This is a genomic window from Ruegeria atlantica (assembly GCF_013032455.1).
GTDB lineage: Bacteria > Pseudomonadota > Alphaproteobacteria > Rhodobacterales > Rhodobacteraceae > Ruegeria > Ruegeria atlantica_B.
The window spans coordinates 1-14590 of record NZ_WQCF01000015.1; the positions used below are offsets into that span (position 1 = coordinate 1).

9 protein-coding genes are annotated in these 14590 nt (G+C 57.7%); 1 reads left to right on the top strand and 8 read right to left on the bottom strand.

The genetic code is table 11. The features are described from left to right. The 4 genes from GOW93_RS18770 to rpsL form a co-directional block, all read right to left on the bottom strand. The coding region (locus tag GOW93_RS18770; RefSeq protein ID WP_254443686.1) for a GTP-binding protein at positions 1-130 on the bottom strand (130 nt) is incomplete at its 3' end. A gap of 60 nt (positions 131-190) precedes the next feature. Further along, positions 191-2308, bottom strand: coding sequence for an elongation factor G (gene fusA / locus GOW93_RS18775; protein WP_170387606.1), 2118 nt, complete (start codon positions 2306-2308; stop codon positions 191-193). 18 nt (positions 2309-2326) lie between these two features. After that, positions 2327-2797 (bottom strand): 30S ribosomal protein S7, encoded by a 471-nt coding sequence (rpsG, locus tag GOW93_RS18780; RefSeq protein ID WP_010441203.1) that lies wholly within the window; start codon positions 2795-2797, stop codon positions 2327-2329. A 15-nt stretch (positions 2798-2812) separates the two neighbouring features. Beyond that, complete coding sequence (rpsL, locus tag GOW93_RS18785; protein ID WP_005621086.1) at positions 2813-3184, bottom strand: 30S ribosomal protein S12; 372 nt, start codon at positions 3182-3184, stop codon at positions 2813-2815. 394 nt (positions 3185-3578) lie between these two features. Here rpsL and GOW93_RS18790 point away from each other — a divergent pair, with 394 nt between their 5' ends. Then, complete coding sequence (locus tag GOW93_RS18790) at positions 3579-4385, top strand: putative rhamnosyl transferase (protein ID WP_170387608.1); 807 nt, start codon at positions 3579-3581, stop codon at positions 4383-4385. On the opposite strand, the gene GOW93_RS18795 is transcribed toward GOW93_RS18790, so the two are convergent. The 4 genes from GOW93_RS18795 to rpoB form a co-directional block, all read right to left on the bottom strand. Beyond that, a complete protein-coding gene (locus tag GOW93_RS18795) occupies positions 4370-5239 on the bottom strand; it encodes a DMT family transporter (protein WP_170387610.1) in 870 nt (289 codons plus the stop codon). The two genes, GOW93_RS18790 and GOW93_RS18795, sit on opposite strands and share 16 nt — an antisense overlap. A gap of 88 nt (positions 5240-5327) precedes the next feature. Continuing rightward, positions 5328-5831: a hypothetical protein gene (locus GOW93_RS18800; protein ID WP_170387612.1), complete on the bottom strand. Its 504-nt coding sequence runs from the start codon at positions 5829-5831 to the stop codon at positions 5328-5330. A gap of 198 nt (positions 5832-6029) precedes the next feature. Continuing rightward, on the bottom strand, positions 6030-10271 hold the full coding sequence (gene rpoC / locus GOW93_RS18805) for a DNA-directed RNA polymerase subunit beta' (RefSeq protein ID WP_170387614.1): 4242 nt from the start codon (positions 10269-10271) through the stop codon (positions 6030-6032). 52 nt (positions 10272-10323) lie between these two features. After that, the gene (gene rpoB, locus GOW93_RS18810; protein ID WP_170387616.1) at positions 10324-14460 is read right to left on the bottom strand and encodes a DNA-directed RNA polymerase subunit beta; all 4137 of its coding nucleotides are present in this window, start codon (positions 14458-14460) and stop codon (positions 10324-10326) included. Positions 14461-14590: the final 130 nt, after the last annotated feature.

Sequence of the window (14590 nt, forward strand, 5' to 3'; positions counted from 1 at the left end):
GGTCATACGCTTTGAAGTCACCGAAATACTTGGTGATTGCTGCGGTCAGCGTGGTTTTACCGTGGTCAACGTGCCCAATCGTGCCGATGTTGACGTGCGGTTTTGTACGCTCAAACTTTTCCTTTGCCATGATGGCCTCCTTTTTCGGTAATGAAGGGAGCCCCTGACCGGAGCTCCCTCAAATCTTCGCTTATGCGTATTTCGCCTGGATCTCGTCCGAGATGTTCTGCGGAACCGGATCGTAGTGGTCGAACTGCATGGTGAACTGGGCACGGCCCGACGACATCGAACGCAGAGTGTTGATGTAGCCGAACATGTTCGCCAGCGGAACGAACGCGTCGATCGCGATTGCGTTGCCGCGCGGTTCCTGACCAGACACCTGGCCCCGACGCGAGGTCAGGTCGCCGATGATACCGCCGGTGTATTCTTCCGGGGTGATCACTTCGACCTTCATGATCGGTTCCAGCAGTTTCGCGCCAGCTTTGCGCATGCCTTCACGCATACACATCCGCGATGCGATTTCGAACGCCAGAACGCTCGAGTCAACGTCGTGGAACTTACCGTCCAGCAGGGCAACCTTGAAGTCGATCACAGGGAAGCCAGCCAGCGGGCCGCTATCCATGACCGAGTTGATGCCTTTTTCAACACCCGGGATGTATTCCTTCGGCACGGCACCACCAACGATGCGGCTTTCGAACGAATAGCCTTCGCCTGCTTCGGTCGGCTGGATCTCCAGCTTGACTTCCGCGAACTGACCCGAACCACCCGACTGTTTCTTGTGGGTGTAGGTGTGCTCGACCGGCATCGAGATGGTTTCGCGATAGGCCACCTGCGGTGCACCGATGTTCGCTTCAACTTTGAACTCACGCTTCAGACGGTCAACCAGGATGTCCAGGTGAAGTTCGCCCATGCCCTTCATGATGGTCTGACCGGATTCCAGATCAGTTTCCACACGGAAGGACGGGTCTTCAGCGGCCAGACGGGCCAGACCCTGAGACATCTTCTCTTGGTCGCCCTTGGTTTTGGGCTCAACCGCAATCTCGATCACCGGATCGGGGAAGGTCATGGTTTCCAGAACCACCGGATCTTTCGCATCACACAGAGTATCACCGGTGGTGGTGTCTTTCAGACCCGCCAGCGCGATGATGTCGCCTGCAAACGCTTCTTCGATCTCTTCCCGGTTGTTCGAGTGCATCATCATCATACGACCGATGCGCTCTTTCTTACCTTTGGTCGAGTTCAGGATCGAGTCACCCTTGTTCATGGTGCCCGAGTAGATCCGGGTGAAGGTCAGCGAGCCAACGAAGGGGTCGTTCATGATTTTGAACGCCAGGCCCGAGAAGGCCATGTCGTCGTCTGCACGACGGGCGATGTCACGAACTTCTTCCTCGTCGCCGGGTTTGAAGCCCATGTAATCGACAACGTCCAGCGGGCTGGGCAGATAGTCGATCACAGCGTTGAGCAGCGGCTGAACACCTTTGTTCTTGAAGGCCGAACCACCCAGAACCGGAACGAACGCGATTTCCAGCGTACCTTTGCGCAGCAGGGCGCGCAGGGTCGGAACGTCGGGCTCATTGCCTTCCAGGTATTCCATCATCGCGTCGTCGTCCATTTCGACGGCCGCTTCGATCATCTTGCCGCGCCATTCGTCAGCCATGTCCTTCAGGCTGTCGCGGATCGGAGCTTTGATCCAGCTTGCGCCCAGATCTTCGCCCTGCCACAGCCACTCTTCCATGGTGACCAGGTCGATCAGGCCTTCCAGCTCGGTTTCTGCGCCGATTGGAATACCAACCGGAACAGCGCGTGCGCCGGTGCGGTCTTCGATCATGTTGACGCAGTTGAAGAAGTCAGCGCCGATCTTGTCCATCTTGTTGACGAAAACCATACGCGGAACCTTGTAGCGGTCAGCCTGACGCCATACGGTTTCGGTCTGGGGCTCAACACCGGCGTTTGCGTCCAGAACGCAGACGGCACCGTCGAGAACCGCCAGCGAGCGTTCGACTTCGATGGTGAAGTCAACGTGGCCGGGGGTGTCGATGATGTTCAGGCGGTGCTTGGGGGTATCGGCGGTCTGACCGTCCTCGGTGCGCTCCCAGAAGGTGGTGGTCGCAGCCGAAGTGATGGTGATGCCGCGTTCCTGCTCCTGCTCCATCCAGTCCATGGTGGCTGCACCATCGTGCACCTCACCGATGTTGTGGGATTTACCAGTGTAATACAGGATACGCTCCGAGCAGGTGGTCTTACCTGCGTCGATGTGCGCCATGATACCGAAGTTACGGTACAGTTCGAGCGGATATTCGCGTGCCATTGGTCTCAGCCTCTCGGATTACCAACGATAATGGCTGAAGGCTTTGTTCGCCTCGGCCATCTTGTGGGTGTCTTCGCGTTTCTTGACGGCAGTACCGCGGGACTGAACGGCGTCCAGCAGCTCGCCTGCAAGGCGCTCTTCCATGGTGTTTTCGTTGCGGCCGCGCGCAGCAGTGATCAGCCAGCGGATGGCCAGTGCTTCGCGGCGCTCGGGGCGCACTTCGACCGGAACCTGATAGGTTGCACCACCAACCCGGCGCGAGCGAACCTCGACCGACGGTTTGATGTTGTCGAGCGCTTCGTGGAACACTTCGACAGGAGCGCGCTTTACCTTGTTCTCAACGCGGTCAAAGGCGTTGTAAACGATGCGCTCTGCGACCGACTTCTTGCCGTCGATCATCAGGTTGTTCATGAATTTTGTCAGTACCTTGTCGCCAAATTTGGCGTCAGGCAGGACTTCGCGTTTTTCGGCGGCGTGACGACGTGACATATCAGCCTCTCCTTCTTACTTGGGACGCTTCGCGCCGTATTTCGAACGGCGTTGCTTACGGTCTTTGACGCCCTGAGTATCCAGAACACCGCGCAGGATGTGGTAACGCACACCGGGAAGGTCTTTTACACGGCCGCCACGGATCAGAACAACCGAGTGCTCCTGCAGGTTGTGGCTTTCACCGGGGATGTACGAGATGACCTCGAACCCGTTGGTCAGGCGCACCTTGGCAACCTTACGCATAGCCGAGTTCGGCTTCTTCGGTGTGGTGGTGTACACGCGGGTGCAGACGCCGCGTTTCTGCGGGCACTGCTCCAGGTGCATGGACTTCGAGCGTTTTACTTTGGGCTGCCGCGGCTTGCGGATCAGCTGTTGAATAGTTGGCATTCCGGTTTCTTCCCCGTTTTGCAACACACATGACATGCACGCGGTTGCGTGCGGTTAAATTCGCTGCACTCATGCGTCCACAAGCGCAAAACCCGCGAGCGTTCCCATTCCGAGGTGAACGTCGCGGTTGGTTATCAGAGGGCGCGAACTGCAAAATTGTCCGGGCCTTGACCAGTTCATTACTGGAATCGGTTATGGGGCGGCCCCCGGCACCGAGATGACGCGCGTAATAGGGGGAGTCGGCCCGAGTGTCAACAGTACACCCGATTGGCACCGAGCAGGCCAGTAAGCATGGACTTATCAGCGCGCAATGGGGATTTCCAGAGCGACAGTTGTTGCGGGTCTCAGGCCGCAAGGGCATAGTCCCGTTACCAGTCTGAGCCACGGATGAATCATGCAAGTTATCGGCCTGTGCCGCTTTTCCTATCCTGCCTATGGTGGCTTTCAGGTAGAGCATGACACGATCGAAGAACGCAGGCAGTACCTCTATAATCCTGCTCGGCTGGAAGAACGCTTTCGCCTATTCGAAACCACCACCCTGCCCTGCTTCAAGGAGCAGACCGATGAGGATTTTCAGTTTCTCATCGTAACAGGGGAGTGCCTGCCAAAACCTTCCTTAGACCGGTTGCACGACCTGACGGCCGGCATGAAACAGGTCAGGATCATCGCCCGCGAGCCGATGCGGCAACGCAAGGTGATGAAAGAGGTACTGAACGCTGCGCGTAACAACCCCGATGCGCCCTGCCTGCAATTCCGTCACGATGACGACGACGCCGTGTCAGTGGATTTCGTTGAGCGCCTTCGCATTGCCGCTGACGAGGCCAAGGGGCTAATCGAAAACAACCGGACGGTCACAATTGACTATAACAGCGGCTTTCTCGCGCGTTTCGGTCCTGACGGCATTCTTGCCGCTCAGAAATACCAGCCGCTTCTGGGGGTGGGGATGGGCATGTATGTGCGCGGCGGTTGTGAGCTGACGATCATGAATTTCGCCCATCACCGGATCGGAAACTTCATGCCCGTTGTCAGCTACCCGGATGCTCCGATGTGGGTGCGAACCCTGAACCAGTTCAATGATTCCCCTCATGCCCGCAACAGCAAGGCCGAACTGCTGCCCCTGACACCTGAACAGGAAGGTGAGTTCATCGCGCGTTTCGCCATCGAGCAGGATGCGGTTCGGAAAATTCACTCGGCCGCGTGATTGACACGTTCGCGGAATAAAGTGAACAAGCCCGCCCCGACAACCAAAGCTGCTCCGATCATCGTAATCGTGTCGGGCCAGTCCCCAAACATGACCCAGCCCAGACCTAACGCCCAGATCAGGCTGGAATAGCGGAACGGGGCAATGAACCCGACGTCACCAGCCCGCATGACCATCACACTGAACAAATAGCCCGCCAGCACGAAAATCGCCGCAGACGCCACCATCAGCCCCGCATCTTGCGGGATCGGAGTCCATCCGGTGAGCAATGTTGCAACGCTTGCCGCCAATGTGATTGACAACGAAGTTGCCAAAGTCACGGTCAGAGACGGCACCCGGTGAGACATGCGCCGGGTTATCAAGTCGCGGGCCGTGACCGATGCGACGGCGATCAGAGCATAGATTGAGTAAACACTGAACCCATCCGGTCCGGGACGTACGATCAACAACATCCCAGCGAACCCCATGAAGATGGCCATAACCCTGCGCCATCCAATGTGTTCGCCAAAAAACAGGACCGCACCCAAAGTCACGGTTAACGGCAGGGCCTGCAGAACCGCAGTTACATTGGCCAATGGCATGTGCAGCAGCGCTGTCAGAAAAAAGAAGGTGGCAGACAGTTCCGTCAGGCAACGCAAAACCACAAGCCATTTATCCTGACGCGGGAAGTTCAAATGCAATGCACCCAGATGACGCGCAAGCAGATACACCAGAACCGTGGCCAGCACCCCGCGCATGGCCACCATCTGGAACAGCGGCAAATCCGCCCCAGCGGCCTTGATCAACGCATCATTTATCGTAAAGGCGGCCATGCTGCCCATCATCAGCAGCGCGCCTTTCACATTCGGGGTCATTCTGCGTGAGCTCCACACGGGGTAATGCGCGGTATTGGCCAGGGTCCGAAAGGGGAAGTCAATATGGCAAAGCTGGAGCCAAACCCGGTCAGCTCAGTTTGATAACGTTACCGAACACGTACAAGCTGGATGGCTCGGTCAGTTTTTCGACAAATTCCACCCAATCCTTTCCGTATACCCGTTCAAAGACGTCAGGATATTCCCAAACCAGATTGTGGTAGGTGAAGGTTGTCAGAAGTACACCCGCTGTAACACAACTGGCAAATTCCTTTTGCCGGTCTTTCAGAAAGAATGAAACGAAAAAGCCCGCACAGCTAGCAAGGCCGATACCAATGATCTCCTGAACACCCAACTGGCCACTGCCTGGGACACCGACCAAGTGATACTGAATGTAACGGGTCAGGAAGGCCGCAAAAATACCAAGAAAAAAGGCCCCGATAAACGATGCGGGGTATCCTAGCCGTTGCCAGATACTTTCGACTCTCGGAGGTGGCGCTTTGCTGGCGGTTTCTTTTGCTTTCTTCTCTATACGCTCAATACGATCCTGAAACGAACTCTGCTCTGTAGCCATAGATAAACTCAATACTTTCAAACAATTTTGCCTCAAGTACTATATCGTGAGTTGCATCTACTCAAGGGGTACACACCCCAAAGATGCAATAGACCTGTTGCAAACAGCAAAACCCGTGGTGGCTCGGCCGAACCCCCATTTCACGACCAGTCATGCCTGCCGACCAAAAGAAAAGGCCCTGCGAAATCGCAGGGCCTGATCTTAACCATATAGGATCGCTTACTCGCGGCTCTCCGGTGTTTCGACCAGAACATCCAACTCGTCACCAACCATGTCGTCATCAATAGTGGGCGCAGCCAGAGCAGCGGCCGCTTCGGCCTCTTCCCGACGGGCTTCGATCACCACGTTGTCGCGCGACTGAGCTACCCGCTGCACACTCTGGGTGGCTCCACCAGTACCGGCAGGGATCAGACGACCGACAATGACGTTCTCTTTCAGGCCAACCAGCTTGTCTTTCTTGCCCTGAACCGAAGCTTCGGTCAGCACACGAGTGGTTTCCTGGAACGACGCCGCCGAGATGAACGAACGCGTCTGCAGCGAGGCCTTGGTGATCCCCAAGAGGATCGGTTCGCCCTGTGCCGGACGACCACCGCGGGCGATGGTCTTCTCGTTGGCCGCGTCGAACTCCTGCTTGTCGACATGCTCGCCTTTCAGCAGGGTGGTGTCGCCTGAATCCAGGATCTCCCACTTCTGCAGCATCTGGCGCACGATGACCTCGATGTGCTTGTCGTTGATCTTCACGCCCTGCAAGCGGTAGACGTCCTGCACCTCGTCGATCATGTAATCCGCCAGCGCTTCGACACCCATGATAGACAGGATGTCATGCGGAGCCGGGTTACCGTCCATCAGGTATTCACCCTTCTGGATGAAGTCCCCTTCGGCGACCGGGATGTGCTTGCCCTTGGGTACCATGTATTCGATGGTCTCCATGGACTCGTCGGCCGGTTCGATGCTGATGCGGCGCTTGTTCTTGTAGTCGCGTCCAAAGCGCACGTAACCATCGGCTTCTGCAATGATCGCATGATCTTTCGGACGACGCGCTTCGAACAGTTCGGCCACACGCGGCAGACCACCGGTGATATCCTTGGTCTTGGCGCCTTCACGCGGGATACGCGCAACAACGTCACCGGCTTCGATGGTCTGACCATCTTCAACCGACAGGATTGCATCCACCGACATCGGATAGTGAACCGGGTTGCCCGCATCGTTGCGGACCGGCTCGCCATCTTCGCCGACCAGAATGATCTCAGGCTTCAGGTCGCTGCCTTTAGGGGCGGCGCGCCAGTCGATCACGATCTTCTGGGTCATACCGGTTGCTTCATCGGTCTCGTCGCGGACAGCAAGGCCCGAAACCAGGTCGACATATTTCGCAGTACCAGCTTTCTCAGCGATGATCGGCAGGGTGTATGGATCCCATTCGAACAGCTTGTCGCCACGGGCCACTTTGGTGCCGTCCTTGACGAACAGCTTGGAGCCGTAGCCCAGCTTGTGGCTGGCACGCTCTTCGCCGTGTTCGTCGCTGATCACCAGCTTCATGTTCCGGCCCATAACGAGGCTTTCGCCTGCGGCATTGACCAGAATCTGCGGGTTCTCGAAGGAAACAACACCTTCCTGGCTGGCTTCCTGGAACGACTGTTGACCACCTTGCGCAACACCACCGATGTGGAAAGTCCGCATCGTCAGCTGCGTACCGGGTTCACCGATGGACTGGGCGGCGATGATACCGACAGCTTCACCCGTGTTCACCATGGTGCCGCGTGCGAGGTCACGACCGTAGCAGGTTGCACAGACGCCTTCCTCGGACTCGCAGGTCAGAGGCGAGCGGATGCGCATCGAAGCAACACCGGCTTCATCGATGGTATCGGCCATACGTTCGTCGATCAGTTGACCAGCGGCCACGATCACCTCATCCGTGCCCGGACGCAGAACATCGTCGGCAGCCACACGGCCCAGCACGCGTTCAGCCAGCGAAGCAACCACTTCACCATCGTTCACGGCGGCTTCTGCAGTGATCGCACGCTCAGTACCACAGTCGATCTCACGAACGATACAGTCTTGTGCCACGTCAACCAGACGACGGGTCAGGTAACCCGAGTTCGCCGTCTTCAGAGCGGTATCCGACAGACCCTTACGGGCACCGTGGGTCGAGTTGAAGTACTCGAGAACGGTCAGACCTTCTTTAAAGTTCGAGATGATCGGCGTTTCGATGATGTCACCGTTCGGCTTGGCCATCAGGCCGCGCATTCCGCCCAGCTGTTTCATCTGAGTGACCGAGCCACGCGCACCCGAGTGGGCCATCATGTAGACCGAGTTCGGCTCTTGATCCGACCCGTCTTCGGCCTTGGCAACGTCCGAGATGGTGCTCATCATCGCCTCGGTGACGCGGTCGTTACACTTCGACCAGGCATCGACAACTTTGTTGTACTTTTCGCCCTGAGTGATCAGGCCGTCCATGTACTGTTGTTCAAAGTCTTTCACCTGACCACGGGTGTCATCAACGATGCCCCACTTGTCGTTCGGAATGACCATGTCGTCCTTACCGAACGAGATGCCCGCCTTGAACGCTTCTTTGAAGCCCATCGACATGATCTGGTCACAGAAGATAACCGACTCTTTCTGACCGCAGTAACGGTAGACGGTGTCGATCACCTGCTGCACTTCTTTCTTCCGCAGCAGACGGTTTACCAGCTCGAATGGCGCCTTGTTGTTCATCGGCAGCAACGCACCCAGACGCAGACGTCCCGGAGTGGTCTCGAAACGCTTCTGAACTTCGTTGCCTTCGTCGTCGATCTGCGTGATCCGCGCGGTGATTTTCGAGTGCAGATGCACCTCACCGGCGTCCAGCGCGTGCTGAACTTCTTCGATCGAGCCAAAGACCTTGCCTTCGCCCGGCATGCCCTCGCGTTCCAGGGTCACATAGTACAGACCCAGGATCATATCCTGCGACGGAACAATGATCGGCGCACCGTTTGCGGGCGACAGAACGTTGTTCGTCGACATCATCAGAACACGCGCTTCCAGCTGTGCCTCAAGGCTCAGCGGGACGTGAACCGCCATCTGGTCCCCGTCGAAGTCGGCGTTAAAGGCCGAACAGACCAGCGGGTGCAGCTGGATCGCTTTGCCTTCGATCAACACCGGTTCGAACGCCTGAATGCCAAGGCGGTGCAGCGTCGGCGCACGGTTCAGCATGACAGGGTGTTCGCGGATCACCTCGTCGAGGATATCCCACACTTCGGGACGCTCTTTCTCGACCAGTTTCTTCGCCTGTTTCACGGTCGAAGACAGACCCTTGGCTTCAAGGCGCGAATAGATGAACGGCTTGAACAGCTCCAGCGCCATCTTCTTGGGCAGACCACACTGGTGCAGCTTGAGTTCCGGCCCGGTCACGATGACCGAACGGCCCGAGAAGTCGACGCGCTTACCCAGAAGGTTCTGGCGGAAGCGGCCCTGCTTACCTTTCAGCATGTCCGACAGCGATTTCAGCGGACGCTTGTTGGCACCGGTGATCACGCGGCCACGGCGGCCGTTGTCGAACAGTGCGTCAACGGATTCCTGCAGCATCCGCTTTTCGTTGCGGACGATGATGTCAGGCGCGCGCAGCTCAATCAGACGCTTCAGACGGTTGTTCCGGTTGATGACGCGGCGATACAGATCGTTCAGATCTGAAGTCGCGAAACGACCACCATCCAGCGGAACCAGCGGACGCAGTTCCGGCGGAATGACCGGGATCACGGTCATAACCATCCACTCGGGCCGGTTGCCCGACTCGAGGAAGGATTCAACAACCTTCAGACGCTTGATGATCTTCTTGGGCTTCAGTTCGCCGGTGGCTTCGGCCAGATCAGCGCGCAGCTGCTCGGCTTCGGCTTCCAGATCGATTTGGGCCAGCATCTCACGGATGGCTTCGGCACCGATATTCGCTGTGAACGCGTCCATGCCATAGGCATCCTGCGCGTCCATGTACTCTTCTTCGGTCAGCATCTGGCCGTAGGTCAGGTCGGTCAGACCGGGCTCGATGACAACATAGTTTTCAAAGTACAGAACGCGTTCCAGATCGCGCAGCGTCATGTCCAGCATCAGACCGATGCGGGACGGCAGCGATTTCAGGAACCAGATATGTGCAACGGGCGCGGCCAGTTCGATGTGGCCCATACGCTCGCGGCGGACTTTCTGCAGGGTGACTTCCACACCGCATTTCTCGCAGACAACGCCGCGATACTTCATCCGCTTATATTTGCCGCACAGACATTCGTAATCTTTTATCGGGCCAAAGATACGTGCGCAGAACAGACCGTCACGCTCGGGCTTGAACGTCCGGTAGTTGATGGTTTCGGGTTTCTTGATCTCACCATAGGACCAAGACAGGATCCGTTCAGGGCTGGCCAGCGAAACCTTGATCTCGTCAAAGACTTTCGGCGGTGTCAGCGGGTTGAACGGGTTGTTGGTGATTTCCTGGTTCATTTTGATACCTCAAATTTTGCGGAAGGGGGGACGGGAGGAAGGGCCGAGGCCCTTACTCCTCAACCTCCGCATCCAGGAGTTCCATATTCAGGCCGAGGCCACGGACTTCTTTAACCAGAACGTTGAACGATTCCGGTACGCCCGCTTCAAAGTTATCCTCGCCCTTGACGATCGACTCATAGACCTTGGTCCGGCCGGCGACGTCATCCGATTTCACGGTGAGCATCTCCTGCAAGGTGTAGGCGGCGCCGTAAGCTTCCAGAGCCCAGACTTCCATCTCACCAAAGCGCTGACCACCGAACTGCGCCTTACCACCCAGCGGCTGCTGGGTAACCAGGCTGTACGGCCCTGTCGAACGCGCGTGTATCTTATCGTCCACCAGGTGATGCAGTTTCAGCAGGTACTTGATGCCCACGGTTACCGGACGTGCGAATTGCTCACCAGTACGACCGTCGAACAGAACCGACTGACCGCTTTCCGAGAAGCCCGCACGTACCAGCGCGTCGTTGACGTCTGCTTCCTTGGCTCCGTCAAAAACCGGGGTCGCGATCGGAACACCGCGGGTCACGTTGCCCGCAGCCTCGATCAGGTGACCCTCGTCCAGACCGGCGATGCCTTCTTCATAGACATTCTCGCCATAGGCCAGCTTCATCGCTTCGCGAACCGGGGTCAGGTCGCCGGAACGGCGGTACTCACCCAGTGCGTCGTCGATATTCAAGCCCAGACCACGTGCGGCCCAACCCATATGGGTTTCAAGGATCTGACCAACGTTCATACGCGACGGCACGCCCAGCGGGTTGAGACAGAAGTCGACTGGCGTACCATCGGCCAGGAACGGCATGTCTTCCATCGGAACAACTTTGGAGATCACACCTTTGTTCCCGTGACGACCGGCCATCTTGTCGCCCGGCTGCAGCTTGCGCTTCACGGCGATGAAGACTTTGACCATCTTCATCACACCCGGGGGCAGGTCGTCGCCACGGCGGACTTTCTCGACCTTGTCCTCGAAACGGGCATCCAGAGCGCGTTTCTGCACTTCGTACTGCTCGTTCAGAGCCTCGACGATCTGCGCATCCTGCTCACCTTCCAGCGCCAGCTGCCACCACTGACCACGGGTCAGGGTTTCCAGCAGCTCCTCGGTGATCACCGACCCTGCCTTGACGCCTTTCGGGCCTTTGACAGCGGTTTTACCCAGGATCAGGCCCTGCAGACGCGCATAGATGTTGCGGTCAAGGATCGCCAGCTCGTCGTCCCGGTCACGGGCCAGACGCTCGACTTCCTCACGCTCGATCTGCAGCGCACGCTCGTCTTTCTCGACTCCGTGACGGTTGAAGACGCGAACCTCAACGACCGTACCGTAATCGCCCGGCTTCACGCGCAGCGAGGTGTCGCGCACGTCAGATGCTTTTTCACCAAAGATGGCGCGCAGCAGCTTTTCTTCCGGGGTCATCGGGCTTTCGCCCTTCGGAGTGATCTTGCCGACCAGAATATCGCCCGGCTCAACATCCGCACCGATGTAAACTATGCCGGCCTCGTCGAGGTTGCGCAGCGCTTCTTCACCGACGTTAGGAATGTCGCGAGTGATTTCTTCCGGACCCAGCTTGGTGTCACGGGCGGCGACTTCAAACTCCTCGATGTGAACCGAGGTGAAGACGTCGTCACGCGCGATACGTTCCGAGATCAGGATCGAGTCTTCGTAGTTGTAACCGTTCCACGGCATGAACGCGACGACCACGTTCTTACCAAGGGCCAGTTCACCCATATCGGTCGACGGACCATCAGCAATGACCTCGCCCTTCTGGACGGTGTCACCCACCTTGATCAGCGGACGCTGGTTGATGCAGGTGTTCTGGTTCGACCGCTGGAATTTGCGCAGACGATAGATGTCAACGCCAGCGTCGCCCAGTTCCAGATCTTCGGTGGCGCGGATAACGATACGCTGGGCATCGACTTGGTCGATGATACCGGCGCGTTTCGCCTGAATCGCAGCGCCTGAGTCGATCGCAACCTTCTCCTCGATCCCGGTGCCGACCAGCGGTGCCTCGGCGCGCAGCAGCGGAACTGCCTGACGTTGCATGTTCGAGCCCATCAGAGCGCGGTTGGCGTCGTCATTTTCAAGGAACGGGATCAGCGATGCAGCGACCGAGACCAGCTGTTTCGGCGACACGTCGATCAGGTCCACATTCTCGCGCGGAGCCAGAGTGTAGTCACCGGCCTGACGGGTCGACACCAGATCGTTGATGAACTTGCCGTTCTGATCCAGCGTCGCGTTCGCCTGCGCCACGGTGTGACGCATTTCCTCGGTCGCGGACATGTAGTGAACCTCATCGGTCACCTCGGCGTCTTTCACGACGCGGTACGGTGTTTCGATGAAGCCATACTTGTTCACGCGGGCAAAGGTGGCCAGCGAGTTGATCAGACCGATGTTCGGACCTTCCGGCGTTTCAATCGGGCACATCCGGCCATAGTGGGTCGGGTGAACGTCGCGCACCTCAAAGCCCGCACGCTCACGCGTCAGACCACCCGGGCCGAGCGCCGAGAGACGGCGTTTGTGGGTGACTTCCGACAGCGGGTTGGTCTGGTCCATGAACTGCGACAGCTGCGACGAGCCGAAGAATTCACGAACAGCGGCCGCAGCCGGTTTCGCGTTGATTAGGTCCTGCGGCATGACGGTGTCAATCTCGACCGACGACATACGCTCTTTGATCGCGCGTTCCATGCGCAGCAGACCGACGCGGTACTGGTTTTCCATCAGCTCGCCAACCGAACGCACACGACGGTTGCCGAGGTGGTCGATATCGTCCACGTCGCCTTTGCCGTCACGCAGTTCAACCAGCGCCTTGATGCAGGCCACGATGTCTTCGCGGCGCAAGGTGCGCAGAGTATCCGGCGCGTCCAGAGCCAGACGCATGTTCATCTTCACACGGCCAACGGCGGACAGGTCATAACGCTCGCTGTCGAAGAATAGCGTGTCGAACAGGGCCGACGCAGCTTCGACGGTGGGCGGCTCGCCCGGGCGCATGACACGGTAGATGTCCATCAGGGCGCTTTCGCGGCCCATGTTCTTGTCCTGCGCCATGGTGTTGCGCATGTAGGGGCCGACATTGACGTTGTCGATGTCCAGAACCGGGATCTCGGTGATGCCCGCGTCGATCAGCTCTTTCACTGTGCCGCCGATCAGGTCGCCATCCTTATCGTATTCCAGGGTCAGCTCATCACCGGCTTCGACATAGATCGCGCCGTTTTCTTCGTTGATGATGTCCTTGGCGACAAACTTGCCAACGATGTGATCAAACGGAACCAGAAGGTCAGTGACGACGCCTTCCTCGATCAGCTTCTTGACCGCGCGCGGCGTGACTTTCTTGCCGGCTTCGGCAATCACTTCGCCGGATTTCGCGTCAACCAGATCATAGGTCGGACGGGTGCCACGCACACGCTCGGGGAAGAACGGTGTGATCCAGCCCTTCTTCTTATCCAGTTTGTAGGACACAGTGTCGTAATACGCGTCCATGATCGCTTCCTGATCCAGACCCAGCGCATACAGCAGGGTTGTCACAGGCAGTTTGCGGCGACGGTCGATACGGGCGAACACGATGTCCTTGGCGTCGAACTCAAAATCCAGCCAGCTGCCGCGATACGGGATGATGCGGCAGGCAAACAGCAGCTTGCCCGAGGAATGGGTCTTGCCCTTGTCGTGGTCAAAGAACACACCGGGCGAGCGGTGCATCTGGGACACGATCACGCGTTCGGTCCCGTTCACGATGAACGTACCGTTCGGCGTCATCAGGGGCATGTCGCCCATGAACACGTCCTGTTCCTTGATGTCTTTGACCGATTTCGCGCCGGTGTCCTCATCGACATCAAATACGATCAGACGCAGAGTGACCTTCAGCGGCGCGCTGTAGGTCATGTCGCGCTGCATGCACTCTTCGACGTCATATTTGGGTTTTTCCAGATCGTATTTCACGAACTCCAGAACGGAGGTTTCGTTGAAATCCTTGATCGGGAAAACCGACTGGAACACACCTTTGATGCCTTCGCCATCAGTGGGCTGCTCTGCATCGCCGGAGCGCAGGAAAAGATCATAAGAAGATTTCTGCACCTCAATGAGGTTCGGCATCTCCAGCACTTCGCGGATTTTGCCGTAATATTTACGAAGACGTTTCTGGCCAAGGAACGTTTGAGCCATGTCAGATGTCACCTTTCGATGTTCTCAGCGGGCAAAGACACCGTCGGGCCCCGGCGCCTTGCACATTCGAGACGACACGTCCGGATCAATTCATGGCCACCGTCCCGAAGGCAGCCTCCCGATCCAAGAA

Coding starts and splice junctions, on each gene's coding strand:
- fusA (WP_170387606.1), bottom strand. CDS start 2,308: ATGGCACGCGAATATCCGCTCGAACTGTACCGTAACTTCGGTATCATG.
- rpsG (WP_010441203.1), bottom strand. CDS start 2,797: ATGTCACGTCGTCACGCCGCCGAAAAACGCGAAGTCCTGCCTGACGCC.
- rpsL (WP_005621086.1), bottom strand. CDS start 3,184: ATGCCAACTATTCAACAGCTGATCCGCAAGCCGCGGCAGCCCAAAGTA.
- GOW93_RS18790 (WP_170387608.1), top strand. CDS start 3,579: ATGCAAGTTATCGGCCTGTGCCGCTTTTCCTATCCTGCCTATGGTGGC.
- GOW93_RS18795 (WP_170387610.1), bottom strand. CDS start 5,239: ATGACCCCGAATGTGAAAGGCGCGCTGCTGATGATGGGCAGCATGGCC.
- rpoC (WP_170387614.1), bottom strand. CDS start 10,271: ATGAACCAGGAAATCACCAACAACCCGTTCAACCCGCTGACACCGCCG.
- rpoB (WP_170387616.1), bottom strand. CDS start 14,460: ATGGCTCAAACGTTCCTTGGCCAGAAACGTCTTCGTAAATATTACGGC.